Genomic DNA, 26,640 nt, shown 5'->3' with positions numbered 1-26,640 from the left:
CACGTAGCGAGCCCGGAACTCTCCCGCCCCGCGCGTGCGGCCAAGCGCGCGCGAACCGCCCCAGGCGGCGCTGCTCGCACGCAACCCGTGGACGATGCCGCCCGCCCCCGGAGCCTGGGCGGTGCCGCTCGCTCGCCGAGCGTCGTGGGTGGTGCTGCTCGTGTGCGGTGCGTCGTGGGTGGTGCTGCTCGTGCGCGGAGTGTGGTGAGCGGAGCCGTCCGTGTGCGGGCCGTGGTGAGTGGAGCCGGGCATGCGCGGAGCGTGGGTGGGGTCGGGCGTGTGCGGGGCGTGGCGGGTGGGGTCGGGCGTGGGCGGAGTGCGGGTGGTGGCGTGCGTGCGGGACGTCTCGCTGGCGCTGTCGCGTTCGCGGGACGTCCCGACGCCGGGCGTGCGGCTCAGTCCTTGCCTCCGTCGCGGCGCGGGCGCAGCAGCGCCTCGGCCAGCGCGAGCATGGTCTCCTCCAGCGTGGACAGCCGCTTCAGCACGTCCTCGTGCACCGCGGTCACCTGCTTGGTGACGTCGCCGTGGACGGTGTCGACCTTGCGGCCCACCTCGTCCTGGACGTCCTCGAACCGGCGGCCCAGCGCGTCCTGCACGGCTTCGGCGCGGCGCGAGACCTCGTCCTGGACGCCCTCGACGCGGCGGGAGAACTCCTCCTGGACGCCGCCGACGCGGCGGGACACGTCCTCGTGGATGGAGTCGACCTGCTTGGTGACGTCCTCGTGGATGTCGTCGATCCGCTTGGACACGTCGTCGTGCACGCCGCTGACCTGGCGCGACACCTCGTTGTGCACCGATTCCACCTGCTTGGTGACGTCGGTGTGCACCGACTCGACCCGGCGGGACACGATGTCCACCTGGGTGGTGAACTCCTCCAGCGCGGTGTCGACCTTGCGGGTGACCTCCTCATGGATGCCCTCGATGCGCTTGCGGACGTCCTCGTGCACGTCCTCGAAGCGCTTGGAGAACTCGTCCATCCGCTTGGCCACGTCGCTGTAGGCGGTCTCCGCGATCTGCGACATCGTCGCCTTGACCTCGTCCCGGTCCGGGCGCGCGCGCAGCTCCTCGATCAACGGGTCGACGGCGTCGGCGAGGTGCTTCTCCAGCGCGTCGAACCGGTCGCTGTGGTCGATGACCGGACGCTGCACGAGCTCGGCGACCTTGCGGTGCAGCTCGCCGATCTCCAAGGTGGCGGGCAGCCGGCCGATCCGCTCGTTGACGCCGTCGATCCGGTCGTCCACACCCTCGAACCGGCCGTCGAGGCCGTCCAGCTTGCCCGACAGCCCCTCGAGTCGGCCATCGAGCCCGTCCAGCCGGCCGTCGAGGCCGTCCAGCCTGCCGCCGACGCCCTCGACCCGTCCGTTGAGCGCCTCCAGGCCCTGCTCCACCCGCTCGGCCATCTCGCCGAGCGACTGGTCGACCCGGGCGGTCACCCCGTTGATCGAGTGCTCCAGCTTCTCCGACCGGTGCCCCAGTTCCGCCAGGGACTTGTCCAGGCGGTTGAACCGGACGGACGCGGCCTCCATGCTCCCCTGGAGCTTGTCGAGCCGCTTGGTCATCTCCTCCATGCGCTGGGACGCCTGCCGGGTGGCGTCGGTGATGCCCTGCGCGGAGTCCAGCATGGCCTGCATGCGGGTGAGGCCCTCGTCGACGTTCTCGGCGACGACTCCGACGTCGGCCCACAGCGCGGGCAGCTCGGCGACCGGCTTGACCCGCTCGCCGACCGCCTCGATGTGCTCGGCGAGCCCCTCGGCCCATTCCGGGGGCTTGCTGGACAGGTCGTCGACCTGCCCGCGGACGCTGTCGAGCTGCCCGGTGAGGCCGCTGAGCTCGCGCTCGCGCACCTCCCGGAGCAGCCACTCCATTCCCTCCAGCCGCTGGCGGATCTCGTCCAGGACCTGACCCTGTGAGCGCTGTTCGTAGACGTGGTCCTGCGCCGCACGGGCGAGCAACTCCCGCATCCGATCCGAGACCGGTTGACCCCCCGTCTGCAGGAAGTTGTGATTCGTTTCCACCCGATGCTCCTTCGTGTGCCGACGCGGCGAATTAGCGTGCGGCAGTGATTTCTGAACGCCTAACTGTAGTGCGTGCCGGGGGCGGCGATATGCGTTGGCGGGAAAATTACGAGTTCCGTGGAATGGGCTTTGTCGCCCGACTGGAGAGTTAGGTCGCCGATCACCCCGGCCGGGGTTTTCTCCCCGGTTCGGTCAAGGATCCGCCGCTTGCTGCGGTGCCGTACCGGGCGCTGGCCGACACGCCGTCCGGTCCCGGGACCGCCGGGTCGCGGGACATGTCCGCACATCTCGTCCGACCTCCTGGAGTCAGCGCTGGAAGGCCGTTCGGGCTGCGGGCCGTCCGCCGATCCGGCGGGACACCGTCATGCGTGTGGCCGACCATTACAGGATGGCATTTAGCCGGGCCGTTCGACCGGGCGCGGACGCGCCGATTCGATATTGCGTAAAACGACCTTGCCGGGGATGCGGCGGTCATTGGCGAGCCGGATGCCGGAAAGCGCGCATGATTTGCGAGATCGTGGCCCGCCACGCGGGCGGCCTTGGCCGCCGTAACCGGCGCGGAGATCCTCGGACAGGAGTTACTCCGACGGACGCCTCGGTATGGCCTCCGACGGCTCTGACGTGCGCGCCTATCCGGCCGGTGCGTTCGCCGGACGGGCCGGTGCCGTCACCGGACGGGCCAGGACGGCGACCGGGTCGTCGCCGACGCGGGTGAGCACGACGGTGGTCTCCTCCGTGCCCGCCCGCCTGGCGGACCCGAAGCCGAGGTCGCGGCGCAGCCGGTCGACGTCCGCCGCGAAACCCCGCTTCTTGATCGTCAGGATGCCCGTGCCGCGCCGCCGCAGCTCCGCCCTGAGCCGCTTGACCGAGAACGGCAGCACGTCCTCGACCTCGTAGGACGCCGCGAACGGCGTCTCCACCAGCGCGTCGGACGCGATGTACGCGATGCGCGGATCGACCAGCCCGCCGTCCACCGTCGCCGCCACCTCGGCGACGAGATGTGCCCGGATGACCGCGCCGTCCGGCTCGTACAGGTACCGTCCCCAGCCGCGGACCTCGGGGTCGCCGAGCCCCTCGTCCGGCACCAGCGTGTGGACGTCCGGCGCCCGGAACGCCGAACCCTGCGCGGCCGGGATCAGCGTGGCCCGGCGGCGGGCGGTGCCGGCGAGCTCGCCCAGCCAGAGCGCGGCCTCCTTGACGTCCCCGCCGACCGAGATCCACTCGGCCTCCGCGCCGTCCGGGACCGCCTCGTGCGGAATGCCCGGCGCCACCTTCACGCACGCGGCCGGCACGCTGTGCGCCATCCCCAGGACGACATCCAGCGGCGGCTCGTACGCGCGCGGGTCGAAAACCCGCCCCCGCGCCGTCCTCCGCCCTGGATCAGCGAACATCGCCCCATACGCCGCCCCGTCCACGCGCCCCCCACGAAAAGCCGCCCCTTCAGCTGCGTGAGTTCCGCCTTCGGAAAGGATGGGGCGAGCGTCACTTTCGCCGGCAGTCGTCCCTCCCGCCCCGCGGAGCGGCGCGCCTGTGCTGGCGAGCTGGACGGCAGTGCCGTCGCCGACGCGGACGGACGCCAGTTCGGCCAAGTCGAACGCGGCGAGGTTCGCTCGGGCGACCTCCGCAGTGAGCGGATCCAGTTCGACGCCGTCGCCCGGCACTCCGGCTCGTGCGCGCGCGATGAGGTCGGCTCCGATTCCGCAACCGACTTCCAACGTGCGGTGAATCTTTGGCAAATCCGCGAAGCGGCGTGCGCGGTGGGCGGCCACGCCCGCGCGCGTTGACTGCTCCAGTCCGGCCGGAGTGAAGAACATCCGGGACGCGTCGTCCCCGAACTTGGCGCGCGCCCGGTCGCGCAGCCGGAGCTGTGTCAGCGCGGCGTTCACGAGCTCCGCCGGGAAGCGTCCGCGCAGCCTGGTCGCGGTCGCGAGCAGGGCGGCCTCGGACAGGTCCGCGCCGTTCGCCTCGGCGAGCAGGTCCCGCCCGCGGGGTGTCAGGAGATCGCGGAACGCCTCGGTGTCCATAGCCTGGACGTTAGCGTCCGCCGGCGGTCGCCCGGCGGCGGGTTCCGGTGGTTCCCGACCGGGCTCGTGGCGGTTCGTGTTGACGGCTTACCGGGTCGGGCATAGTCTCCATGACTGGCACTCTCAGTGTGAGAGTGCCAAACAGCGACAAGGTCGGTCTGGCACCCGCGACGACAGGCCGGTCCAGGGTCGCCTCTCTCGTCATCTGTGCTGGTCGGCCCGTGAGGCCGGCCGAGGACCAATCGAAGGGGAGGTCTGATCGTGACGACCGCCACCAAGGTTGCTCTCAAGCCGCTTGAGGACCGCATCGTCGTCCAGCCGCTTGAGGCCGAGACCACCACCGCGTCGGGTCTGGTCATTCCCGACACCGCCAAGGAGAAGCCGCAGGAGGGCACCGTCCTCGCGGTCGGCCCCGGCCGTGTCGACGACAAGGGCCAGCGCGTCGAGCTCGACGTGAAGGTCGGCGACGTCGTGCTGTACAGCAAGTACGGCGGCACCGAGGTCAAGTACAACAACGAGGAGTACCTCGTCCTCTCGGCTCGCGACGTGCTCGCGATCATCGAGAAGTAATCACCGAGACGTGATGCACCCGCCCCGTCCGGCCGCCGTTGGCGGGCGGTCGGGGCGGCGCGCTTCATAGAGGAGATACACCGCATGGCGAAGATCCTGGAATTCGACGAGGACGCTCGCCGGGCTCTTGAGCGCGGCGTCAACGCTCTCGCGGACGCCGTCAAGGTGACGATCGGCCCGCGCGGCCGCAACGTCGTCATCGACAAGAAGTTCGGCGCGCCGACCATCACCAACGACGGCGTCACCATCGCCCGCGAGGTGGAGCTGGAGGACCCCTACGAGAACCTCGGGGCCCAGCTCGCCAAGGAAGTGGCGACCAAGACCAACGACATCGCCGGTGACGGCACCACCACCGCGACCGTGCTCGCCCAGGCGCTCGTGCGCGAGGGCCTGCGCAACGTCGCGGCCGGCGCGTCCCCGCTGTCGCTGAAGCGCGGCATGGACGCCGCCGCCCAGTACGTCTCCGACCAGCTCCTCAAGACCGCCCGCGAGGTGGAGGAGAAGGGCGAGATCGCGCACGTCGCGACCATCTCCGCCCAGGACGCCAAGATCGGTGAGCTGATCGCCGAGGCGTTCGAGAAGGTCGGCAAGGACGGCGTCATCACCGTCGAGGAGGCCCACACCATGGGCCTGGAGCTGGAGTTCACCGAGGGCCTCCAGTTCGACAAGGGCTACCTGTCCCCGCACATGGTCACCGACCCCGAGCGCATGGAGGCCGTCCTGGAGGACGCCTACGTGCTGATCGTGGACGGCAAGATCTCCAACGTGCAGGAGTTCCTGCCGCTGGCGGAGAAGGTCGCGCAGACCAAGAAGCCGCTGCTGGTCGTGGCCGAGGACGTCGAGGGCGAGGCCCTGGCGCTGCTGGTCGCCAACAAGATCCGCGGCACCTTCCTGTCCGTCGCCGTCAAGGCCCCCGGCTTCGGCGACCGCCGCAAGGCGATGCTCGGCGACATGGCCGTCCTCACCGGCGGCCAGGTCGTGTCGGAGGCGCTCGGCCTGAAGCTCGACTCCATCGGCGTCGAGGACCTCGGCCGCGCCCGCCGCATCACGGTCGACAAGGACTCCACCACCATCGTGGACGGCGCGGGCAGCGCCCAGGAGATCGGCGACCGGGTCAACCAGATCAAGGTCGAGATCGAGAACTCCGACTCCGACTGGGACCGCGAGAAGCTCCAGGAGCGCCTGGCCAAGCTGTCCGGCGGCGTGTGCGTGCTGCGCGTCGGCGCCGCGACCGAGGTCGAGCTCAAGGAGAAGAAGCACCGCCTGGAGGACGCCATCTCGGCGACCCGCGCGGCCATCGAGGAGGGCATCGTCTCCGGCGGCGGCTCCGCCCTGGTGCACGTCGCCAAGGAGGGCTTCGACGCCCTCGGCCTCACCGGCGACGAGGCCACCGGCGCCGAGGCGCTCCGCCGCTCCCTGGTCGAGCCGCTGCGCTGGATCTCCGAGAACGCGGGCCAGGAGGGCTACGTCGTGGTCTCCAAGGTCCAGGAGCTGGACGCGGGCCACGGCTACAACGCCGCCACCGGCGAGTACGGCGACCTGATCGGCCAGGGCGTCATCGACCCGGTCAAGGTCACCCGCTCCGCCGTCACCAACGCCGCGTCCATCGCCGGCATGCTGCTCACCACCGAGGCCCTCGTCGTCGAGAAGCCCGAGGAAGAGGAGCCCGCCGCCGGAGGCCACGGCCACGGTCACGGTCACGGCCACTGAATGTGATCGAGCCTCCGGCTCCGAGGGGCTCGCCTGGCGGCTCGCCCCTCGGCCCGCAAGCTCGGGCGAGCGCGGCATCGCTTCGCGATCGACCGCGCGGGAGTCTCGCCTCCGGCGTCGCCTCCCGCGCGGTCGGTAACGCGCCCGCGCGCACCCGCAGGTCCCCGCCCACCCGGGCCGGGGACCTTTCGCATTCCCGCCCTCCCGTCCCCGCGACCTTCGCGCCCCGCCCTTTCGTCCCAGCGACCTTCACGCCCCGCCCTCCCGTCCCGGCGACGTCCACGCCCCGCCCTCCCGTCCCGGCGACGTCCACGGCCCGCCCTCCTGTCCCCGCGACCTTCACGCCCCGCCCTCCCGTCCCGGCGACGTCCACGGCCCGCCCTCCTGTCCCCGCGTCCTTCACGCCCCGCCCTCCTGTCCCCGCGACGTCCACGGCCCGCCCTCCTGTCCCCGCGACGTCCGCGCCCCGCCCTCCGGGGCCTGCGACCTTCCGCGTCCCCCGCCGGGGCCATGCCGTGCGCCGTCGCGCCCTGGGCCGGGACGCTCGTACGCGGTCGCGTCGGTCGCGCTCGCGGACCGGGCGCGTCCCGGAGGCGTGCCCCCAAAAAGGCGGGGCCGCTCGCGTCCTGTATCCCTGGGCCGGGGCTGCTTATGGGGCCGCCGCTTGAGCCTGGCCGCTCGTGTGGCGTCCTCTGTGGCCGGAGCCGCTCGCTTGGTGCGGGCCCGCAGGCGGGCCGCCTCGTCGCGTTTCTCGGGGATGGGGCGGTGGGGGAACGTGCAGGTGGGCGTGCGGGTGCTCGTGCTGGTGCGCGTGCGTTTTCCCGTGCGCGCGGGAGGGCTACCGGACGGGGTCGGGTGACCGCGTTTCGTGGTATTCGGGCGGGTCGTCCGTGCACTGTGACCATTCCGTTGCCGTGGACAGTGGAGACAGGTCCGGGCCCGCTGGGCATCATGCTCTACGTGACCGAGGGATGCTTCGCCGGGACGACGACCGCGCGCGCTACCGAACCCTCGGGGGGTCCGGCTCCGCCGGCGCCCGCCGACGGCGGGCACGAGGGGCGGGCGCTGCGACCCGTCTCCGGGCGCGTGCCGCGTCCGGCCGGGCCGCCGGACGGGGATCTGCGCGAGCTGACGACCCTCGCCGTGCAGGGGGATCCGGCCGCGATCGAGGTGCTGATCGCCGAGGTGCGGCCGATGGTCGTGCGGTACTGCCGGGCCCGGCTCGGCCGCGTGTCGGGGCAGTACCACATCGCCGACGACGTGGCCCAGGAGGTCTGCATCGCGGTGCTGTCGGCGCTGCCGCGCTACCGCGACATGGGCCGTCCGTTCGCCTCGTTCGTGTTCGGCATCGCCGCGCACAAGATCGCCGACGCGCTGCGCAGCGCGGTGCGGGCCGCGGTGCCGACCGAGGACCTCCCGGACGGCCCGGACGAGGGCCCCGGCCCCGAGGAGACGGTCGTCCGCTACATCGAGGCGCAGCGCGCCCGGGACCTGCTCACGCGGCTTCCCGACCACCAGCGGGAGCTGGTGCTGCTGCGGGTGGTCGCCGGGCTGTCGGCGGAGGAGACCGGTAATGTGCTGGGCATGTCCGCGGGGGCCGTCCGGGTCGCCCAGCACCGCGCCCTCGCCCGGCTGCGGGCGATGGCACGAGAGGAGTCGATCGCTTGACGGAACGGAGCCGCCGCGCCCCGGATCCGAGCGAGCCCTCCCGCCAGGACGAGGTCCCCGCCCGCTCGGCCGACCTGTCCGCGCTGTACCGCACCGACGCGCTCATCGAGGCGCTGTCGGCGCGTGCCCTTCCCCTGACGCGCCGTTCGCCGTCCGATCCCGCGCTCGGGCTGCTCGGCGCGCTGATCTCCGAGGTGGACGAGGGCTTGCCCGAACTGTCCAGGGCTCGTCCGCGGCTGGACCGTGCCGTCGAGGTCGTGATGCGGCACGGAACCGACGCCAACCACTCCGCCGACGCTGACGCGGACGCGCTGCCGGACGGTACGGGCCCGGCTCGTCGCGACGCCGACGCCGACGCGCCCGAACAGCAGGGGAGCGGCCCGTCGCGGCGCGGTCCGCGCACGATCGTGGCGCTCGGCGTCGCGGGCGCGGTGCTGGCGAGCACGGGCGTCGCGGCGGCGGGAGGCGGGCTGGTCGAGACGCCGGCCGTCCGGCCCGCGACGAAGGCGGCGGGCAAGCCCGGGCCGTCCCGCCAGGTGAAGCCGGGCGGGGACGAGACGACGTCCGGAACGTCGCATCCGTCTGCTCGGCGTGCTCCGGTGACGACTCCGGCGCCTGCACACGACGGGAAGCGCGGCGCCGGGAAGCGTGACGCGTCCGGCGCGTCCGGTACGGGTTCGGAGAAGAGGCGCGTTCCGACGCCGGACGAGGAGCAACAGCTCAAGAAGCGCCTTCAGGACCTGCTGGACAACCTTCCGCAACCGCGTCCGTCCGCGCACCACGATCCGGTCGAGGACACGCGCCGCCGCCTGGACGACATCCGCAGGCGCGCCGAACACCGCCTCGACCAGTACCGGGACGACCACCCGCCCCGCTGACCGCACGCCTCCCACGTGCCTGGCGTGCGGGCGGGGTCAGGAGTTGCCCTCCTCGCTGTCGATCACGCCGTCCACGTAGCCGCGCGCGTACTCCCAGCTGACGTAGTCGACCGGGTCGGGCGCGAGGGCGGGTTCGTGGACGCGCGGCAGGCCCTCGTCGAGGAGGTGGCGCAGGTTGCCGTGCAGCAGGTCCCAGTCGATGTAGTGGATCTTGCCGCAGTCGCCGCAGTCGACGGTCAGGCCGCGGACGCCCAGCGGCTCCAGCAGGGCGCGGAAGACCTCCAGGTCGGCGAGGTCGGCGAGCACGTCCTCACGCTCCGCCACGCTGAGCGGAGCGACGTCCTCCCCGGGATCGCCGAGCGAGGCGGCCGGATCCTCCGGGTCGCCGGCGAACGGGTCGAGCGGGGCATCGTCGTGCACGACTCCACGCTACTGCGCCACCCCCTCCGAGGTGCACCCCCCGGTCTCCTCTGTGTGCGAACGCCTACCGCGGGTGAGGTCGCGGACGCGCCGGAAGGCCCGTCCGCAAAGGGAATGCGCGGCCCGGCGGAGTCGTTGCACACCGTAATCGGGGCGCGGCGGCCGTGTCGCGAAAACCACTGCCCGCATCCCGCGAAGGGGCCGGGTGGCCGGGCGGCACGCCCTACCATGGTTCGCACACCGCCGTGACCTGATGTGACGCCGTGACCTGGTCGGATACCGCGCAAGGAGCCGTGATGAACCCCGCAGCAGAGCCCACCAAGTTCCTCCCGACCGGGCTGACCTTCGACGACGTGCTGCTGCTGCCGGGCTATTCGGACATGCAGCCCGGCGAGGCGGACACCACGACCCGGCTGACCCGCGAGATCTCGCTGCGCATCCCGCTGGTCTCCGCCGCGATGGACACCGTCACCGAGGCGCGCACGGCGGTCGCGATGGCCCGCCAGGGCGGCATCGGCGTGCTGCACCGCAACATGTCGATCGAGGAGCAGGCGACCGAGGCCGACAAGGTCAAGCGGTCCGAGGCCGGGATGATCACCAACCCGGTGACCTGCCTCCCGGACGCCACGCTCGCCGACGTCGAGCAGATGTGCGCCCGGTACCGGATCTCCGGTGTACCGGTGACCGACGTGCGCGGCGTGCTGGTCGGCATCGTGACCAACCGCGACATGCGCTTCGAGACCGACCTGTCCCGGCCCGTCCGCGAGGTGATGACGGCGATGCCGCTGGTCACCGCGCCGGTGGACGTGTCCAAGGACGAGGCGTTCCGGCTGCTCGCCACCAACAAGATCGAGAAGCTGCCGCTGGTGGACGACCAGAACCGGCTGCGCGGCCTGATCACCGTCAAGGACTTCACCAAGAGCGAGCAGTACCCCGCGTCCAGCAAGGACGCCGAGGGCCGGCTGCTGGTCGCCGCGGCGGTCGGCGTCGGCGCGGACGCGGTGCGCCGCGCGGAGGCGCTGATCGAGGCGGGCACCGACGTCATCATCGTGGACACCGCGCACGGCCACTCCAAGGGCGTCGCCGACACGATCGCGACGATCAAGGCGAACGCGGCGCGGGTCCAGGTCGTCGGCGGCAACATCGCGACCTACGCGGGCGCGAAGGCGCTGGTCGAGGCGGGCGCGGACGCGGTGAAGGTCGGCGTCGGGCCGGGCTCCATCTGCACCACCCGCGTGGTCGCGGGCGTCGGCGTCCCGCAGCTCACCGCGATCTTCGAGGCGTCCCGGGCGGCGAAGGAGGCCGGCGTCCCGGTGATCGGCGACGGCGGCATCCAGTACTCCGGCGACATCGCCAAGGCGATCGTCGCGGGCGCGGACACGGTCATGCTCGGCAGCCTGCTCGCGGGCATCGAGGAGTCGCCCGGCGAGCTGATCTTCGTCCACGGCAAGCAGTACAAGTCGTACCGGGGCATGGGCTCGCTCGGCGCGATGCGCAACCGCGAGCGCGGCGCGTCCTACTCCAAGGACCGGTACGCCCAGGCGGACGTGTCGGCGGAGGAGAAGCTGATCCCCGAGGGCGTCGAGGGACAGGTCCCCTACCGCGGCCCGCTCGCGAACGTCGCGCACCAGCTCGTCGGCGGGCTGCACCAGTCGATGTGGTACGCGGGCACCCGCACCATCCCCGAACTGCAGGAGAGCGGCCAGCTGATGCGCATCTCCAGCGCCGGGCTCCGGGAGAGCCACCCGCACGACATCCAGATGACGGTGGAGGCCCCGAACTACCAGGGCCGCTGACCGGCGGTAGTCTCACGGGCGTGTTCTCCGGTCTCGCGGGGAATGCCGTAGACCGTGGCGTCCGCGTCCGGACGCCGGCGGCGTCCGACTTCGATGGACGCCGCCAAGCGACACGACGACTGGGGAAAAGGAACCGCTGTGGCTGCTGAGGTGGAGATCGGCCGGGGTAAGAGCGGCCGCCGGGCCTACGCGTTCGACGAGATCGGCATCGTGCCGTCCCGCCGGACGCGCGACCCCGAGGAGGTCAGCGTCGCCTGGCAGATCGACGCCTACCGGTTCGAGATGCCGCTGGTCGTCGCGCCGATGGACAGCGTGGTCTCGCCCGCGACGGCGATCGCCGTCGGCCGCCTCGGCGGCCTCGCCGTGCTCGACCTCGAAGGCCTGTGGACCCGGTACGAGAGCCCCGAGCCGCTGCTCGCCGAGATCGCGTCGCTGGACGACGTCCGCGCCACCCAGCGGCTCCAGGAGATCTACTCGGCGCCGATCAAGGAGGAGCTGATCGGCCGCCGGATCGCCGAGGTCCGCGAGGCGGGCGTGACCGTCGCGGCGCGGCTGTCCCCGCAGCGCACCGCGCAGTTCCACAAGGCCGTGATCGACGCCGGCGTGGACCTGTTCGTGATCCGCGGCACCACCGTGTCGGCCGAGCACGTGTCCGGACGCGCCGAGCCGCTGAACCTCAAGCAGTTCATCTACGACCTGGACGTCCCGGTCATCGTGGGCGGCTGCTCCACCTACACCGCCGCCCTGCACCTCATGCGGACGGGCGCGGCGGGCGTCCTGGTCGGCTTCGGGGGCGGCTCGGGCCACACGACCCGCACCGTCCTCGGCGTGGCCGTCCCGATGGCGACCGCCGTCGCCGACGTCGCCGCCGCCCGCCGCGACTACATGGACGAGTCGGGCGGCCGCTACGTCCACGTGATCGCGGACGGCGGCATGACGAACTCCGGCGAGATCGCGAAGGCCTTCGCCTGCGGTTCCGACGCCGTCATGGTCGGCTCCCCCTTCGCCCGCTCCACCGAGGCCCCCGGACGCGGCTACCACTGGGGTTCCGAGGCGCACCACGGCGACGTGCCCCGCGGCACCCGCCTGGACCTCGGCACGATCGGCACGCTGGAGCAGATCCTCTACGGCCCGTCCCACGTGGCCGACGGCTCGATGAACCTCATCGGCGCCCTCCGCCGCTCGATGGCCACCGCCGGCTACACCGAGCTGAAGGACTTCCAGCGCGTCCAGGTGGTGGTGGCCCCTCACGGCCACTGATCCGTCCCGTTTCGCCCGCCCGCGCCCGGCCCTTTCCGCCGGGGCGCGGGCGTTTTCGTTTTCGCCCCCAACGGTCGGGGGCGTTCAAACGTTGTTAAGGGTGTGAGGACGGGGCGGACTGGCATGGGGGCGTGGGTGGAAGCGAGGTGGTGCCGAGACTTGTCGTTGGCCGTCCAGTTGCGGGGCTGGAGAGGGTTCTGGGACGGAAGAGAGGTGAAAATTTGTGCGTCGGGACGGCAACGCGGGGGAGGTTCGAAAGGGAGCGGCGGTCGCGATCATGGCAGGTCGGGGCGCGAGTCGGGCTCTGGCGGCGGCGTAGGAGGCGGGTGACCGGGGAGGTAAGGGCCGGCTGACAGGCGGGGAAGTGGTGGTTCGCGGGTGGCGGGCTCCCTACTGTTGGGTAGGTAACGGTCCGGACGGCCGGGTGCAGGGTCCGGATGACCGGATGCAAGGGGGAGACGCGATGACGGGATCACCGGTGACCGCTCTCGGGAGCTCGCGGCTGGGGCCCGCCGAGCGCGCGGCGGCCCTCGACGAGATGGTCCGCGAGGAGTACGACGTGGTCGTGGTCGGCGGCGGCATCGTCGGCGCCGGGGCGGCGCTGGACGCCGCCACCCGGGGCCTGTCGGTGGCCGTGGTCGAGGCGCGCGACTTCGCCTCGGGCACCTCGTCGCGGTCGTCGAAGCTGATCCACGGCGGTCTGCGCTATCTGGAGCAGTACAACTTCGAGCTCGTCCGGGAGGCGCTGACCGAGCGGAGCCTGCTGCTGCAGCAGATCGCGCCGCACCTGGTGCGGCCGGTGCCGTTCCTGCTGCCGACCACGCACCGGGTGTGGGAGCGCGGGTACTTCGGCGCGGGCGTGGCGCTGTACGACGCGCTGGCCTTCCAGATGGGCAGCACGCGGGGCGTCCCGCACCACCGGCACCTGACGCGGCGCGGCGCGCTGAAACTGGCCCCGTCGCTGCGCAAGGACGCCTTCGTTGGAGCGATCCAGTACTGGGACGCCCAGATGGACGACGCCCGGTACGTGATGATGGTGCTGCGCACGGCCGCCGAGTACGGCGCCCGGATCGCCTCGCGCACGCAGGTCACCGGCTTCCTGCGGGAGGGCGAGCGCGTCACCGGCGTGAAGATCCGCGATCTGGAGACCGGCACCACCGGCGAGGTCCGCGGAAGGCAGGTCGTGAACGCGACCGGCGTGTGGACCGACGACATCCAGGAACTGGTCGGCGGACGCGGGCAGATCCACGTCAAGTCGTCCAAGGGCATCCACCTGGTCGTGCCGAAGGACCGCATCCACTCGGCGACCGGGATCATCCTGCGCACCGAGAAGTCCGTGCTTTTCGTCATCCCGTGGGGACGGCACTGGATCATCGGCACCACCGACACCGCCTGGGACCTCGACCGCGCGCACCCCGCCGCGTCCAAGGCCGACATCGACTACGTGCTCGACCACGTCAACGCCGTCCTGACGACGCCGCTCACGCACGACGACGTGGAGGGCGTGTACGCGGGGCTGCGGCCGCTGCTCACCGGCGAGACGGACGAGACGTCCAAGCTGTCGCGCGAGCACGTCGTCGCGCACCCGGTGCCGGGCCTGGTGCTGGTCGCGGGCGGCAAGTTCACCACCTACCGCGTGATGGCGAAGGACGCGATCGACGCCGTCGTCCACGGCCTGGACGGACGGATCGCCGAATCCTGCACCGACCGGGTCGCTCTGGTCGGCGGCGACGGGTTCGTCCCGATGTGGAACGCGCGGCACCGCCTCGCGGCCCGCTCCGGCCTGCACGTCGCGCGGATCGAGCACCTGCTGCGCCGCTACGGCACCCTGACCGACGACCTGCTCCGGCTGATCGCCGAGAAGCCCGACCTCGGCCGTCCGCTCGCCGGGGCGGACGACTACCTGCGCGCCGAGATCATCTACGCCGCCACCCACGAGGGCGCCCGCCACCTCAACGACGTCCTCGCCCGCCGCACCCGCATCTCGATCGAGACCTGGGACCGCGGCGTGGGCGTCGCCCAGGAGGCCGCCGACCTGCTCGCGCCCGTCCTGGGCTGGTCCAAGCGCCAGCGCGACCGGGAGATCGAGTACTACCGCAAGCGCATCGAGGCCGAACGCGACTCCCAGACCCAGGAAGGCGACCAGGAAGCCGACGCCCGCCGCCGAGGCGCCCCCGACATCGTCCCGGTGACCGCCCCGTAACCCCACCCCCGCCCGCCCCGCGCTCCGCCCAGCCGTCCCGGCGTTCCGTGCGGCCGTCCCCGTTTCGTACGGCCGTCTGCGCGTTTCGCCGGCTCGCCCCGGCGTTCGCACGGTCGCTCCTGCTCCGTACGGCCGTCTTCGTGTTCCGCCGGGTGGCTCCGGCGTTCCGTGCGGTCGTCCCGGTGTTCGGGCTGTGGCTTCGGCGCTCCGTGCGGGTCTGGGGGCGTAGACGGCGAAAGGGAGGGTTTCATCGGCGGAGGACGGGGTGGGGGTGAAAAGTGCGAAATCCGTTGCTTCGTAGGGATTCTCGGCGGGGTAAATAGTTGGTAATGTCCCGATCTCACTGTGTTCCGTGGGACGGGAGGGTCTCTTGCGGCGCGTCGCCCTGGTATCGAGCGGATTGGTGGTCGCGGTCGCGTTGACCGTGGCCGACTCCGCATCCGCTTCGGCTCAGGTCGCCGGTCGCCCCGGTACGGCCGAGGCCGCGAGCCTCACCGGGACGCGGCTCGCCGCGGCGCCCGGACGGGCCGTCCCCGCGGTCAAGACCGCCAAGCGGCGGCGGATCTACGTCACGCAGGGCCCGCGCTTCAACCTGCCGAGCAAGAACAAGCGCAAGGCCGGGGCGCTCGACCTCTACATCAAGAGCCTGATCCGGCACGCGCCGCCCAAGTCCGAGGTCGATGTCGCCGTCTTCCGGCTGCGTGAGTCGGGCATGGCCAAGGAACTGGTCGCGGCCAAGAAGCGCAAGGTCAAGGTGCGCGTCGTCGTCGACCACGACTCGCTCAACCAGAACCGCGGCGTCTACAACTACCTGGCCCGCAACCTGGGGACGAGCACGAAGCGGTCGTCCTGGATCGTGGTCTGCCCGAAGGACCGGGGCTGCATCGCCCCGTCCGCCAAGGGCGTCTGGGGCAAGAACCACAACAAGTTCTACGCGTTCTCGCGCACGTTCGACTCGCGGAACGTGGTCGTGCAGACGTCCGGGAACGCGACCGGCGGCATGTACGCGACCTACAACGACGCCTACACGCTGGCCAACACCAAGCTCTACAGGGCCTACCGCGGCTACTTCTACGCCCTGGCCAAGCACCGGCCGAACGGCAACTACTACCGGCAGATCTGGTCCGGCAGGCGCGCCGTGGCGTTCTTCCCGAAGGCCCATGGCGACCCGGTCGTGGACGTCCTGAACCGCGTGCAGTGCTGGCGCGGGACGAAGATCCGGCTGTCCAGCGGCATCTTCAGCCGGACCGAGGTGGCGCAGGCGCTATCCCGGCTGGACGACCAGGGCTGCGACGTCCAGGTCGTCGCCGCGACCTTCGGCACGAGCACCCTGAAGGCCCTCGCCAAGCCGGGCCGCCACGGCGGGCCCAACGTGCACTACTTCACCGGCTCGTCGGTGAACAAGGCGCACTCGAAGTACCTGCTGATCGACGGGTACTACAACTGGCGCCGCCACCGCCTCGTCCTCACGGGCAGCCACAGCTACACGGTGGACGCGCTGCGGCACAACGACGAGGCCATGCTGACGCTCATGGACGACTCGGCCTACTCCCGCTACAGCGCCAACTTCGCCAAGGTCTTCGGCGCGGCCCACGGCAAGCTGTGGATCATGCCCGGCGTGCAGTCGCAGGGCAACGTCCCGACGGCTCCGGTGGGCGCGTCCGACGAGGACGACTGACCTCAACCGCCGCTCAACGGCCTCGGCACCTGACACGGTGCCGAGGCCGTTCGCGTTCGCTACGCCCCGGGTCGCGCTGACCCGTCCGCGCGGGTGGATCGCTCGCGGGGCGGGCTTGTTCGGGTTGGGGAGGGAGTGTGGGCGCCGCGTCCGGGGGCGTGACCGGACGCGGCGCCGGGGTCAGTCCTTGCCGAGGATGAGGCGCATGGCGGTGCCGTAGAGCTCGGCGGGGACGCGGTCGGGGTCCAGGAGGTGCTGGAAGGCCAGGCCCGCGTCGAGGGCGATCGCCAGGGTGGCGCGGTCGCGCGGGGAGATGCCGTCGGACTCGGCGATGTTGCGCGCGAGGTTGTCGCGGCATTCGGCGTACCAGTCGGCGATGCGCCAGCCGGCGGCGTAGTCGCGCATGCCGAACAGCCAGAACTCGACCAGCAGGAGCCCGGTCAGGCGGGCCTGCTCGCCTTCCAGGCGGCGGCGGTAGGCGGCTCCGGCGCGCTGGAAGCGCTCCTCCGGGGGACGGCTCGTGTCGCGCAGTTCCGAGCACGTCTCGGTGCCGATGCGTTCGCGCGTGCAGTACTCCAGCAACGCGAGCAGGAGGTCGGTCTTGCCCGCGAAGTTCGAGTACACCGCGCCCTTGGTCAGTCCTGCCGCCGCCGCCACGTCGTCCAGCGACGCGCCGTGGATGCCGTGCTCGGCCCACAGGCGCTCGGCCGCCTCCAGCAGCGCGGCACGCGTCTGCTCGCGCCGCTCGCGCCGGGTGATCCGCGCTCGCGGGGCCGCCGCCTCGTCCTGTCCGGGCGCGGGCTCGGGCTCGCGCTCGGGTTCGCCCGGGGCTGCTCGGTCGTGGCGCGGGGCGGCCTGCCGTCCGGGCGTCCGATCGTCGAAGCGGTCGTGCGTCCGCGGGCTGGGCGGATCCTGGCCGTCGCGGGACGCCCGCTCCTGCCGGGGGACCGGATTGTCACGGATGGCCGGATGATGCGCGGACGTCTCGCCGTGACGGGTCAGAGGCACCCGGCTGGCCGGCCGGTCCCGGCCCCGGTCGTCGTGCGGTGCGGGCGCCCGTCCGGCCGCCAGGTCGCCGGGCGGCGCGGGCCGCTGGCGGGGGGCCGGATTGCCGGGAGGAGCGGACTCGTCCGCAGACGTCCAGCCGTGGGAGGTCGGCGGCCCCTGCCGCCGCGTCGGATTGCCGCGAGCATCGGGCTTCTGGCGGGGACGGTCGTCGTCGGGTGCCCGGGGAGGCCGCTGGTCGGAGTGAGCGGCGGACTCTTGAGGGGACGTCCGGTCAGGGTGGGGTCGGGCCGGGGGGACGGTTCGGGCGTCACTTGGGGGCAGGTCCCGGCCCGGCGGCCTGGCGTCGCGCGGCGGGGTGGCTTGCCCGGGTGGTCGGGCGTCCCGCGGGACGGGAGGACGGTGGTGCGGCGGTGGGGCGTCCTGGCCCGGGGCCGGGCTCTCAAGCGAAGCGGCGTCCGGGGGCGAGGCCGGGCTCCGGAGCGAAGGGGCGTCCTGGTCCGGGGCCGGGCCTTGGGGTGAAGGGGCGTCCTGGTCTAGGGCCGGGCCTTGGAGCGGTGCGGCGTCCGGGGCCGGGGCGGGGGGCTTCGGGACGGGGGTGTCGGGGGTGGGTCCGGGGTCGGGTTCGTGGCGAGGAATGTGGGTCGGTGCCGGTTTCGCCGTGGCCGGGTCGGTGGTGGGTTCGGACGCGTCGTCCGGGTGCGGTGCGCCGCCCGCGTAGGTCATGCGAGGGATCCCCTCTCCTCGGGCACGCTGCCGCCGGGCCCGGGGCGGGCGGCAGCGATACGGCCCGGGCGGCGCGACGGCGACGCGCCTGGTGTCTCCTCCTGTATCCGGCATACACCGCGCGGACGGCCCGGACGCGCCGAATGCCCAAGCCGGTCGAACTGGACCGTTCCGTTCGACCGCAGGTGAGATGTGCGGCAATTCACGGAAAGCAAGTCGTTACTGGTGGGTAGCGACGGGGCGGCGCGGAGACATAGTCTGGCGGGCATGGCATCTCCGACGGTTCCCGCCCAGGGGGCGGCCGCGCACCGGCTGCCGCAGCAGAAGATCGACCGGCTGGCCTCGCACATCGCGTCCGGGGAGGGTTCGCCCACGGCGACCATCCCGACGCCCTTCACCGGGGAGCCGCTGGCGACGCTGCCGCTGACGACGGCGAGCGACATCGCGCGCGCGTACGAGAAGGCGCGGCGCGTCCAGGAGGAATGGGCCGCGCTGCCCGTCCGGGACCGCGTGAAGCCGTTCCTCGCCCTGCCGGACGCGCTGGTCGCGCGCCGCTCGGAGATCCTCGACATCATCCAGCTGGAGACGGGCAAGGCCCGGCGGCACGCGATGGAGGAGTTCCTCGACGTCGCGCTCTGCTCGCTGCACTACGCGCGCCGCGCGGAGAAGCTGCTGAAGCCGCAGCGCCGCCGCAGCACGATGCCCGGCCTCACGCGCGTGCAGGAGCTGCGCCACCCGAAGGGCGTCGTCGCGCTCATCTCGCCGTGGAACTACCCGTTCTCGCTCGGCGCGTCCGACATCGCGCCCGCGCTGATGGCCGGGAACGCCGTCATCCACAAGCCCGACACGCAGACCTGCCTGTCCAGCCTCTGGGTGCTGGACCTGCTGGTCTCCCTCGGCCTGCCGCGCGACCTGTGGCAGGTCGTGATCGGCGACCCGGCCGAGATCGGCGACCCGCTGCTGGACGGCGCGGACTACGTGTCGTTCACCGGGTCCACGCGCGGCGGCAAGGCGATCGCCGAGCGGGTCGCGCCGCGCCTGGTGTCCTACTCGCTGGAGCTCGGCGGCAAGAACCCGATGATCGTCCTGGACGACGCGGACGTCGAGCGCGCCGCCCGCGGCGCCGTCCGGGCGTGCTTCACCAACGCCGGGCAGCTGTGCATCTCGATCGAGCGCCTGTACGTGCACGAGGCGGTCTACGACCGGTTCGTGCCGCGCTTCGTCGAGCTGGTCAAGGAGATGAAGCTCGGCACCGGCCTGGACTTCGAGGCGTCCATGGGGTCGCTGACGTTCCAGCGGCAGCTCGACAACGTCACCGCGCACGTCGACCAGGCCGTCAAGGCGGGCGCGACCGTCCTCGCGGGCGGCCGGGCGCGTCCGGACATCGGCCCGCTGTTCTACGAGCCGACCGTCCTCACGGACGTCACGACCGACATGGACCTGTGCGCCAACGAGACCTTCGGCCCGGTCGTCTCGGTCTACAAGTTCTCCGACGTGGACGCCGTCATCGACCGCGCGAACGACACGCCGTACGGGCTCAACGCGTCCGTCTGGACGAAGGACACCGCGCGCGGACGCCGCGTCGCCGCCCGCATCCAGGCCGGGACGGTGAACGTGAACGACGGCTACGGCGCCGCGTTCATCTCCTACGACGCGCCGATGGGCGGGTTCAAGCAGTCCGGCGTCGGACGCCGCCACGGGGCCGAGGGGCTGCTGAAGTTCACCGAGGCGCAGACGATCGCCAGCCAGCACTGGATGGACCTCGAACCGCCGGGCGGGCTCGGCTACGACAGGTTCGCCGACATGCTGGCGAACAGCGTCAAGGTCATGAAGAAGCTCCGGATCAAGTAGACGGGACGGGCGCGGGCGATGCACGACTACGACGTCCTGGTCATCGGGTCCGGTTTCGGCGGCAGCGTCACCGCGCTGCGGCTGACCGAAAAGGGCTACAAGGTCGGCGTGATCGAGGCGGGACGCCGCTTCGACACCGGGCAGGCCGGGACCGCGGGCGCGCGGTACCCGGGACTTCCCAAGACCAACTGGCGCGTGTCCCGGTACCTGTGGGCGCCCGCGCTCGGCCTCACCGGGATGCAGCGCATCCACCTCGTCCGCGGCCAGAAGGCGAGCCGCGTCATGGTGCTCGCGGGCGCCGGGGTCGGCGGCGGCTCGCTGAACTACGCGAACACCCTGTACGTCCCGCCGGAGCCGTTCTTCCGCGACCGGCAGTGGGCGCACATCACCGACTGGCAGGCCGAACTCGCGCCCTATTACGACCAGGCCAAGCGGATGCTCGGGGTCGTCCAGAACCCGACGATCACGGCCGCCGACAAGGTGATGCGCAGCGTCGCCGAGCGGATGGGCAAGGGCGACACGTTCGTCCGGACGCCGGTCGGCGTCTTCTTCGGGGACGGCCCGGGCCGCGCGTCCGGCGACCCGTACTTCGGCGGCGCGGGCCCGCAGCGGCGCGGCTGCACCGAATGCGGCGAGTGCATGGTCGGCTGCCGGCACGGCGCGAAGAACATGCTCACCGAGAACTACCTGTACCTCGCGGAGAAGGCGGGCGCGCGGATCATGCCGCTCAGCCGGGTCACGCGGGTCGCGCCGCTCGCCGGCGGCGGATACGAGGTCGAACTCGTCCGGACCGGGTCCTTCGGGCGCAACCGCAAGACCCTGACCGCCGGGCAGGTCGTCTTCGCCGCCGGGACGTACGGGACGCAGAAACTCCTGCACAAGCTCAAGACCACCGGGACGCTGCCGAAGCTCTCCGATCGGCTGGGCCACCTGACCAGGACGAACTCCGAGGCGATCCTCGGCGCGGGACGGCGCAACGGCCACCCCGGCGCCGACTTCTCGCGCGGCGTCGCGATCACCTCGTCCTTCCATCCGACGCCGGACACGCACATCGAACCCGTCCGGTACGGCAAGGGCTCCAACCTGATGGCGGCCCTCCAGACGCTGCTGGTGGACGGCGACCGGCCGGGCGAGAAGCACCGGCCGCGGCTCGGCAAGTTCCTGCGCGAGGCGGTCCGGCGCCCGGCCGACCTCGTCCAGCTCCTCGACGTGCGGCACTGGTCGGAGCGGACGGTCATCGCCCTGGTCATGCAGACCCGCGACAACTCGATCACGCTCCGCCCGAAGCGCGGCCCCCTCGGCTGGGACGTGCGCGCCGAGGCCGGGCACGGCGAGCCGAACCCGACCTGGATCCCGGCCGGCCACGCCGCCGCGCGCGAGATCGCCGAGGAGATCGGCGGCATCGCGGGCGGCTCCTGGGGCGACCTGTTCGACATTCCGATGACCGCGCACTTCCTCGGCGGCTGCGTCATCGGCGACTCCCCGGAGACCGGCGTCATCGACCCGTACCACCGCGTCTACGGTCACCCCGGCCTGCACGTCGTGGACGGCTCGGCGGTCTCGGCGAACCTGGGCGTCAACCCGTCCCTGACGATCACCGCGCAGGCGGAACGCGCGATGTCGCTGTGGCCGAACAAGGGCGAGGAGGACCGGCGTCCGGCGCTCGGCTCGTCCTACCGGCGCGTCCCGGCGGTGACCCCGAAGAACCCGGTCGTCCCCGCCGACGCCCCAGCCGCCCTGCGCCTCCCGATCGTCGACATCACCTAAACCCCCATCTCACAGAGTCCCCATGCGCGCGCTGAGGCGGATGCGCGGTGGGAAGGCGGAGGCGCGCGGTGGGTGGGCGGGGTTGCGTCCTGAGGAACGGCGATCCCGTTGGTCGGCTGCGGGTGTTCCTGGCGGCTGCTGCGGGCGTTCCTGGCGGTTAGGGTTCGGGCGTGGACGCGTCCGAAGAGGTGACCCGGATCGTTCGTGAGCTGCGCGCGCAGGGGGACGCTGCGCGGGCGGAGGCCGAGCGGCGCTATCTGAAGAGTTCGTTCGTGCATTTCGGGGTTCCGGTGCCCGTGGTGCGCCGGGTGGCGGTCGCATCGGTGCGGACGCGACCGTCTCGCCCTGAACTGCTGGCACTCGCGTCGGGGCTGTGGGCGGTGACCGAGGCGGGGCGGCCCGTGCAGGAGGCCCGCCTCGCGGCGGTCGAGGTCCTGGTCAAGCGGGTGGACGCCCTGGAGCCCGAGGATCTCGACTTCGTCGAGGGACTGGTGCGCGACTCCAGCACGTGGGCCCTGGTGGACGCCCTCGCCGAGAAGGTCGTCGGACGCTTGGCGCTGAGTTATCCACAGGTTGCCCGCCGGCTCGATACGTGGGTCGAGGACGAGTACCTATGGATACGGCGCACGGCGATCCTGGCGCTGCTGGCCGGAATCAGGTGGGGGACCCCCGACCTGGCACGCATCGATCACTACGGGGAGGTGTTGCTCGACGAGTCCGAATTCTTCATCCGCAAGGCCATCGGCTGGGTGCTGCGCGAACTGTCCAAGAAGGACCCCGGCTGGGTCGCCGACTGGACGTCCCGCCATCTCGTCCGCATGTCCGGCGTGACCTTCCGGGAGGCCGTCCGCCACCTCCCGCCCGAGACCGCCGAAGCCCTGGCCCGATCCCGCACCGCGACCTGACCGCGCGGGGGAGCGGGGTCAGGTGCGGTAGGCCGTGAAGGTCTTGTGGGCTCGGACGCCTTGGCCCTTCGTGAACTGGGTCATGCAGGAGTCCCAGGAGTAGTCCATGAAGTTGTGGACGGGGTCGAGGCCGGGTGCGGGGCAGGTGTCCTTGCCGGTGGGGCAGCCGTTGCTGGCGTCCCGCTCGGGCGGGGTGTCGCTCACGTAGTCGCCGTGGCCGTTGCAGCCGCCCTCGAAGGGGTGGAGGAGGCCCAGCCAGTGGCCGGTCTCGTGGACGGCGCTGAAGCCGCGGTCGAAGTGGTCGATGCTGCCGCCCGGCATGCTGCCGAGGTGGATGACCACGCCGTCCATCCTGGGGGCGCCCCTGTCCTTCCACGGGAAGGTGGACCAGCCGAGCAGGTCGCCGCCGAGGTCGGCGCTGTACAGGTTGAGCGCGTTGGGGCCGCCGCGGTGGAGCCTGGACTTGAACTCCTGCTCCGTCGCCTCCGCGTTCGAGTACCAGGACGCGTTGTCGGAGCGGGTGGTCTTCTGCAGCGCGAAGGAGAACCCGGTGTCGGCTCCGCCGTAGCGTCCGCCGTAGGCCGCGTTCAGCACGGCGATCTGCTTGCGGACGAGCGAGTCGGGGATGTCGCCGGCCTTCCCGTTGTGGAGCACGTGGAAGTACACCGGGATCTGCACGCGCCCGGTCAGCGACCGCCGCGCCCCCGCGCTCGGCATCGTCGACGGCCTCGGCAGGGCGGTCACGGGCATGCCCAGCTGTGCGAGCAGCTCGTTCAACTGCCGCTCGACCGCGGCGGCCTCACCGGGAGCCGCCACGTTCCGCTCGCGGACGTGCGACCCCGGCCGGATCCGTGCCTCCTCCCCGTCCACCAGCCCCACGGCCCGTCCGCCACTCCCGGTCGGCGCACCCGACCTGAGCTGCGCGCCGGACCTGAGCCGCGTGCCGGACTTGAGCCGCGTGCCGGACTTGAGGTGCGTGCCGGACCTGGGCTGCGTGCCGGTCCTGAGCTGCGTGCCGGTCCTGAGCTGCGTGCCGGTCATGCCCTGGGCGCCGGGCACGTCCCTCGCACCGGGCGCGCTCCGCGCGCTGCTCGTGCGCTGGAGGCCGGTCATGCCCTGGGCGCCGGTCACGTCGTGCGTGCTGATGCAGGTGGGGCGGGTTGGGGTGAGGGCGGGGGGGAGTTGGGGCGGCGGGGGGAGGACGGGAGCGGTGGTCAGGAGGATGGTGGCGAGCAGGGACTTCACGGATCTCCTCGGTGGGACGGACGGGAGCGGCCACAATGCGTTGTTAACACGTACCAGAGCGTGGTCGAATGTGTCGCGGTAGCGAGTGATTCGATGCCGTCCGTTACCGGACAGGGGCACTGCGTGGCGGGCGCCACGCCGGGGCGGGGCATCGGTGCAGGCAGCGGGCCTCTAAACTGGGATCTCCGCCTCGTCCGTCCCGCGAAAGGCGCTGCCCGTGGCAGTAGACCAGTCCTTTGACACCGTTCTCGTCGTCGACTTCGGCGCGCAGTACGCGCAGCTGATCGCGCGGCGGGTCCGCGAGTGCCATGTGTACTCCGAGATCGTGCCGTCGACCATGCCGGCGGCGGAGATGCTCGCGAAGAAGCCGAAGGCGATCATCCTTTCCGGCGGTCCGGCCTCGGTGTACGAGGAGGGCGCGCCGGCCGCGCCCGACGGGCTGTTCGACCTTTCCGTCCCGACGCTGGGCATCTGCTACGGGCACCAGGTGATGGCGCAGGCGCTGGGCGGCACCGTCGCCAACTCCGAGGTCGCCGAGTACGGCGGGGCCGAGATCGCGGTCGCCACGCCGGGGATGCTGTTCGCCGGGATGCCCGAGCGGCAGGCGGTGTGGATGTCGCACCGCGACTTCGTGTCGCGCGCGCCCGAGGGGTTCACGGTCACGGCGTCCACCGAGGTCACGCCCGTCGCGGGCATGGAGGACCGGGAGCGCGGCTTCTACGGCGTCCAGTTCCACCCCGAGGTGCTGCACACCGAGCACGGCATGGAGGTGCTGCGCCGGTTCCTGTACGAGGGCGCGGGCTGCCGTCCGGGCTGGACGATGGTCAACATCGCCGAGGAGGCGATCGAGGAGGTCCGCGCGCAGGTCGGGGACAAGCGGGCGATCTGCGGGCTGTCCGGCGGGGTGGACTCGGCGGTCGCGGCGGCGCTCGTGCAGCGCGCCATCGGCCCGCAGCTGACCTGCGTGTTCGTCGACCACGGGCTGCTGCGCAAGGGCGAGGCCGAGCAGGTCGAGAAGGACTTCGTCGCCGCCACCGGCGTGAACCTGCACGTCGTGGACGCGCAGGAGCGGTTCCTCGACGCCCTGGCCGGCGTCACCGACCCGGAGACCAAGCGCAAGATCATCGGGCGCGAGTTCATCCGGGTGTTCGAGGAGGCCGCGCGCGAGATCGTCGGCACCTCGGCCGAGGCGGTCGAGTTCCTCGTCCAGGGCACCCTGTACCCGGACGTGGTGGAGTCCGGCGGCGGCACCGGCGCGGCCAACATCAAGTCCCACCACAACGTCGGCGGCCTCCCGGAGGACCTCCAGTTCACCCTGGTCGAGCCGCTGCGCACGCTGTTCAAGGACGAGGTCCGCGCGCTCGGCGAGCAGCTCGGCCTGCCCGCCGAGATCGTCTGGCGGCAGCCGTTCCCCGGCCCGGGCCTCGGCATCCGGATCATCGGCGCCGTCACGCGCGAGCGGCTGGACATCCTGCGCGAGGCGGACGCCATCGCCCGCGAGGAGCTGACCCGCGCCGGTCTCGACCGCGAGATCTGGCAGTTCCCGGTCGTGCTGCTCGCCGACGTCCGCTCCGTCGGCGTCCAGGGCGACGGCCGCACGTACGGCCACCCGGTCGTGCTGCGCCCCGTCACCAGCGAGGACGCCATGACCGCCGACTGGGCCCGGCTGCCCTACGACGTCCTGTCGAGGATCTCCACGCGGATCACCAACGAGGTCCGCGAGATCAACCGCGTCGTCGTCGACGTCACCAGCAAGCCGCCGGGCACCATCGAGTGGGAGTGACGCGCCGCCGCCACCAGGCGGCGCGGGCCTCCGGGTGTTGTGACGTCCCAGGGACGTGCCGGCATCGGTGACGCCCGCACCGCGCCGGCCCGCGCTTCGCTTCTCCACTCAGCGGAAGGCCGGGGCGTTGCGGGCCGCCCAGGCGGTGAAGGGCGTGGCCGGACGGCCCAGGAGGGTCTCGACGTCGGTGGTCGCGGTCCGCTCGCGGACGGTGGGGGCGCCGAGGATGTCGAGGGTGGTGTCGGCCACGGGGGCGGGCATGAAGGCGAGCATCTGGGCGCGGGCCTCGTCGCGCGTCTGGTCGACGAAGGTGAGCGGCTCGCCGATGGCCTCGGCGATGGCGCCGGCGCGTTCGCGCGGGGTGGTCGCCGCGGGGCCGGTGAGTTCGTACACGGCCTTCTCGTGGCCGGGACGGGTGAGGGCGACGGCGGCGACGGCGGCGATGTCGTCCGGGTCGATGACGGGGAGCGGGACGTCGCCGAAGGGCGCGGCGACGGTGCGGGCCGCCCGGACGGACGGGACCCAGGCGTAGGAGTTGGACGCGAAGCCGCCCGGGCGCAGGATCGTCCAGGCGGTGCCGGAGTCCATGACGGCCTGCTCGTAGGCGGCGAACGCGCGGCCGTGGGACGGCGAGTCGGGTCGGGTGGCGACGCCCTGGGACGAGAGCAGGACGATCCGTCCGGCGCGCGCGAACGGGGCGACGACCCGCGCCGGGTCGCCGGACATCATGAGGTCTCCGCCGATCATGAGGAAGACGGCGTCCATGGCGGCCGGGAAGGCGGGCAGGGCGGGCGAGTCCGCGAGGTCGGCGGCGACGGCGCGGACGCCGGACGGGACGTCCGCGTCGGTGATGCGCCGGGACACGGCGGTGACCTGGTGGCCCTCCTCGGCGAGCAGGCGGACCAGCGTGCGGCCGACGTTCCCGGTGGCACCCGTGACGACGATCATGTGAGGCTCCCTCAAAGTAAGTTAGTTAGCTGACTGACTGACTAGTGGGAACCCTAGCCCGACCGCCGGGCTGCTGTCCATAGTCAGTCGGACGACTTACTGAATCCGACGGTCTGGGCGCGGTCTTCGCGGGTTCACGAGTTGCCAGGCCGGCGGGTGGCGGATGGACCTCCGGGCGGGGTCCGGAA

18 protein-coding genes are annotated in these 26,640 nt (G+C 72.2%); 12 read left to right on the top strand and 6 right to left on the bottom strand.

Annotated elements, in window-relative coordinates; genetic code table 11:
* Positions 1-395: 395 nt before the first annotated feature.
* Positions 396-1,961 (bottom strand): apolipoprotein A1/A4/E domain-containing protein, encoded by a 1,566-nt coding sequence (locus ACFPCY_RS25605; protein WP_378259270.1) that lies wholly within the window; start codon positions 1,959-1,961, stop codon positions 396-398.
* 683 nt (positions 1,962-2,644) lie between these two features.
* Positions 2,645-4,039 (bottom strand): class I SAM-dependent methyltransferase, encoded by a 1,395-nt coding sequence (locus ACFPCY_RS25600; protein WP_378259267.1) that lies wholly within the window; start codon positions 4,037-4,039, stop codon positions 2,645-2,647.
* A gap of 261 nt (positions 4,040-4,300) precedes the next feature.
* On the opposite strand from ACFPCY_RS25600, the gene groES reads away from it, so the two are divergent.
* From groES to ACFPCY_RS25580, 4 genes are all read left to right on the top strand, one after another.
* Positions 4,301-4,609 carry a co-chaperone GroES gene (groES, locus tag ACFPCY_RS25595; RefSeq protein ID WP_034487853.1) on the top strand — a complete coding sequence of 103 codons (309 nt, stop codon included), beginning with the start codon at positions 4,301-4,303 and terminating at the stop codon, positions 4,607-4,609.
* An 84-nt stretch (positions 4,610-4,693) separates the two neighbouring features.
* A complete protein-coding gene (gene groL, locus ACFPCY_RS25590) occupies positions 4,694-6,319 on the top strand; it encodes a chaperonin GroEL (protein ID WP_378259265.1) in 1,626 nt (541 codons plus the stop codon).
* Between the two features lie 1,065 nt (positions 6,320-7,384).
* A complete protein-coding gene (locus tag ACFPCY_RS25585; RefSeq protein ID WP_378259382.1) occupies positions 7,385-7,987 on the top strand; it encodes a sigma-70 family RNA polymerase sigma factor in 603 nt (200 codons plus the stop codon).
* Positions 7,984-8,865, top strand: a complete 882-nt coding sequence (locus tag ACFPCY_RS25580; RefSeq protein ID WP_378259263.1) for a hypothetical protein — start codon at positions 7,984-7,986, stop codon at positions 8,863-8,865. The genes ACFPCY_RS25585 and ACFPCY_RS25580 overlap by 4 nt, the downstream gene beginning before the upstream one ends.
* Positions 8,866-8,901: 36 nt before the next feature.
* Here the strand turns inward: ACFPCY_RS25580 and ACFPCY_RS25575 are convergent, their stop codons facing one another.
* A complete protein-coding gene (locus ACFPCY_RS25575; RefSeq protein WP_026415270.1) occupies positions 8,902-9,285 on the bottom strand; it encodes a DUF5319 domain-containing protein in 384 nt (127 codons plus the stop codon).
* A 296-nt stretch (positions 9,286-9,581) separates the two neighbouring features.
* Here ACFPCY_RS25575 and guaB point away from each other — a divergent pair, with 296 nt between their 5' ends.
* From guaB to ACFPCY_RS25555, 4 genes are all read left to right on the top strand, one after another.
* Positions 9,582-11,081: an IMP dehydrogenase gene (gene guaB / locus ACFPCY_RS25570; RefSeq protein ID WP_378259261.1), complete on the top strand. Its 1,500-nt coding sequence runs from the start codon at positions 9,582-9,584 to the stop codon at positions 11,079-11,081.
* 150 nt (positions 11,082-11,231) lie between these two features.
* Positions 11,232-12,341, top strand: a complete 1,110-nt coding sequence (locus ACFPCY_RS25565; protein ID WP_253871926.1) for a GuaB3 family IMP dehydrogenase-related protein — start codon at positions 11,232-11,234, stop codon at positions 12,339-12,341.
* Positions 12,342-12,804: 463 nt separating this feature from the next.
* Positions 12,805-14,544 carry a glycerol-3-phosphate dehydrogenase/oxidase gene (locus tag ACFPCY_RS25560; RefSeq protein WP_378259259.1) on the top strand — a complete coding sequence of 580 codons (1,740 nt, stop codon included), beginning with the start codon at positions 12,805-12,807 and terminating at the stop codon, positions 14,542-14,544.
* Positions 14,545-14,914: 370 nt separating this feature from the next.
* A complete protein-coding gene (locus ACFPCY_RS25555) occupies positions 14,915-16,222 on the top strand; it encodes a phospholipase D-like domain-containing protein (protein WP_378259257.1) in 1,308 nt (435 codons plus the stop codon).
* 180 nt (positions 16,223-16,402) lie between these two features.
* Here ACFPCY_RS25555 and ACFPCY_RS25550 read toward each other — a convergent pair whose 3' ends face one another.
* Positions 16,403-17,230 (bottom strand): TetR/AcrR family transcriptional regulator, encoded by an 828-nt coding sequence (locus tag ACFPCY_RS25550; RefSeq protein ID WP_378259255.1) that lies wholly within the window; start codon positions 17,228-17,230, stop codon positions 16,403-16,405.
* Between the two features lie 990 nt (positions 17,231-18,220).
* Between ACFPCY_RS25550 and ACFPCY_RS25545 the strand changes: the two genes are divergently transcribed.
* The 3 genes from ACFPCY_RS25545 (at position 18,221) to ACFPCY_RS25535 (ending at position 22,476) form a co-directional block, all read left to right on the top strand.
* Entirely contained in the window at positions 18,221-19,804 is a 1,584-nt protein-coding gene (locus ACFPCY_RS25545; RefSeq protein WP_378259253.1) for a succinic semialdehyde dehydrogenase, read from the top strand.
* An 18-nt stretch (positions 19,805-19,822) separates the two neighbouring features.
* A complete protein-coding gene (locus ACFPCY_RS25540; protein ID WP_378259251.1) occupies positions 19,823-21,571 on the top strand; it encodes an FAD-dependent oxidoreductase in 1,749 nt (582 codons plus the stop codon).
* A gap of 170 nt (positions 21,572-21,741) precedes the next feature.
* A complete protein-coding gene (locus ACFPCY_RS25535) occupies positions 21,742-22,476 on the top strand; it encodes a DNA alkylation repair protein (protein ID WP_378259249.1) in 735 nt (244 codons plus the stop codon).
* 18 nt (positions 22,477-22,494) lie between these two features.
* Here the strand turns inward: ACFPCY_RS25535 and ACFPCY_RS25530 are convergent, their stop codons facing one another.
* Entirely contained in the window at positions 22,495-23,721 is a 1,227-nt protein-coding gene (locus tag ACFPCY_RS25530) for a zinc metalloprotease (protein WP_378259247.1), read from the bottom strand.
* A 217-nt stretch (positions 23,722-23,938) separates the two neighbouring features.
* Between ACFPCY_RS25530 and guaA the strand changes: the two genes are divergently transcribed.
* Positions 23,939-25,504 carry a glutamine-hydrolyzing GMP synthase gene (guaA, locus tag ACFPCY_RS25525; RefSeq protein ID WP_378259245.1) on the top strand — a complete coding sequence of 522 codons (1,566 nt, stop codon included), beginning with the start codon at positions 23,939-23,941 and terminating at the stop codon, positions 25,502-25,504.
* 108 nt (positions 25,505-25,612) lie between these two features.
* Here the strand turns inward: guaA and ACFPCY_RS25520 are convergent, their stop codons facing one another.
* Positions 25,613-26,452 carry an SDR family oxidoreductase gene (locus ACFPCY_RS25520; RefSeq protein WP_378259243.1) on the bottom strand — a complete coding sequence of 280 codons (840 nt, stop codon included), beginning with the start codon at positions 26,450-26,452 and terminating at the stop codon, positions 25,613-25,615.
* Positions 26,453-26,640 lie beyond the last annotated feature (188 nt).

Origin of the sequence: Actinomadura gamaensis, assembly GCF_042652125.1 — a bacterium.
GTDB lineage: Bacteria > Actinomycetota > Actinomycetes > Streptosporangiales > Streptosporangiaceae > Spirillospora > Spirillospora gamaensis.
This window is presented reverse-complemented; position numbering and strand designations above follow the sequence as displayed.

Bases quoted from the DNA above. Each gene is read 5' to 3' on its own strand.
- ACFPCY_RS25605 (WP_378259270.1), bottom strand. From the start codon at position 1,961: ATGCGGGAGTTGCTCGCCCGTGCGGCGCAGGACCACGTCTACGAACAG.
- ACFPCY_RS25600 (WP_378259267.1), bottom strand. From the start codon at position 4,039: ATGGACACCGAGGCGTTCCGCGATCTCCTGACACCCCGCGGGCGGGAC.
- groL (WP_378259265.1), top strand. From the start codon at position 4,694: ATGGCGAAGATCCTGGAATTCGACGAGGACGCTCGCCGGGCTCTTGAG.
- guaB (WP_378259261.1), top strand. From the start codon at position 9,582: ATGAACCCCGCAGCAGAGCCCACCAAGTTCCTCCCGACCGGGCTGACC.
- ACFPCY_RS25560 (WP_378259259.1), top strand. From the start codon at position 12,805: ATGACGGGATCACCGGTGACCGCTCTCGGGAGCTCGCGGCTGGGGCCC.
- ACFPCY_RS25545 (WP_378259253.1), top strand. From the start codon at position 18,221: ATGGCATCTCCGACGGTTCCCGCCCAGGGGGCGGCCGCGCACCGGCTG.
- ACFPCY_RS25540 (WP_378259251.1), top strand. From the start codon at position 19,823: ATGCACGACTACGACGTCCTGGTCATCGGGTCCGGTTTCGGCGGCAGC.
- ACFPCY_RS25520 (WP_378259243.1), bottom strand. From the start codon at position 26,452: ATGATCGTCGTCACGGGTGCCACCGGGAACGTCGGCCGCACGCTGGTC.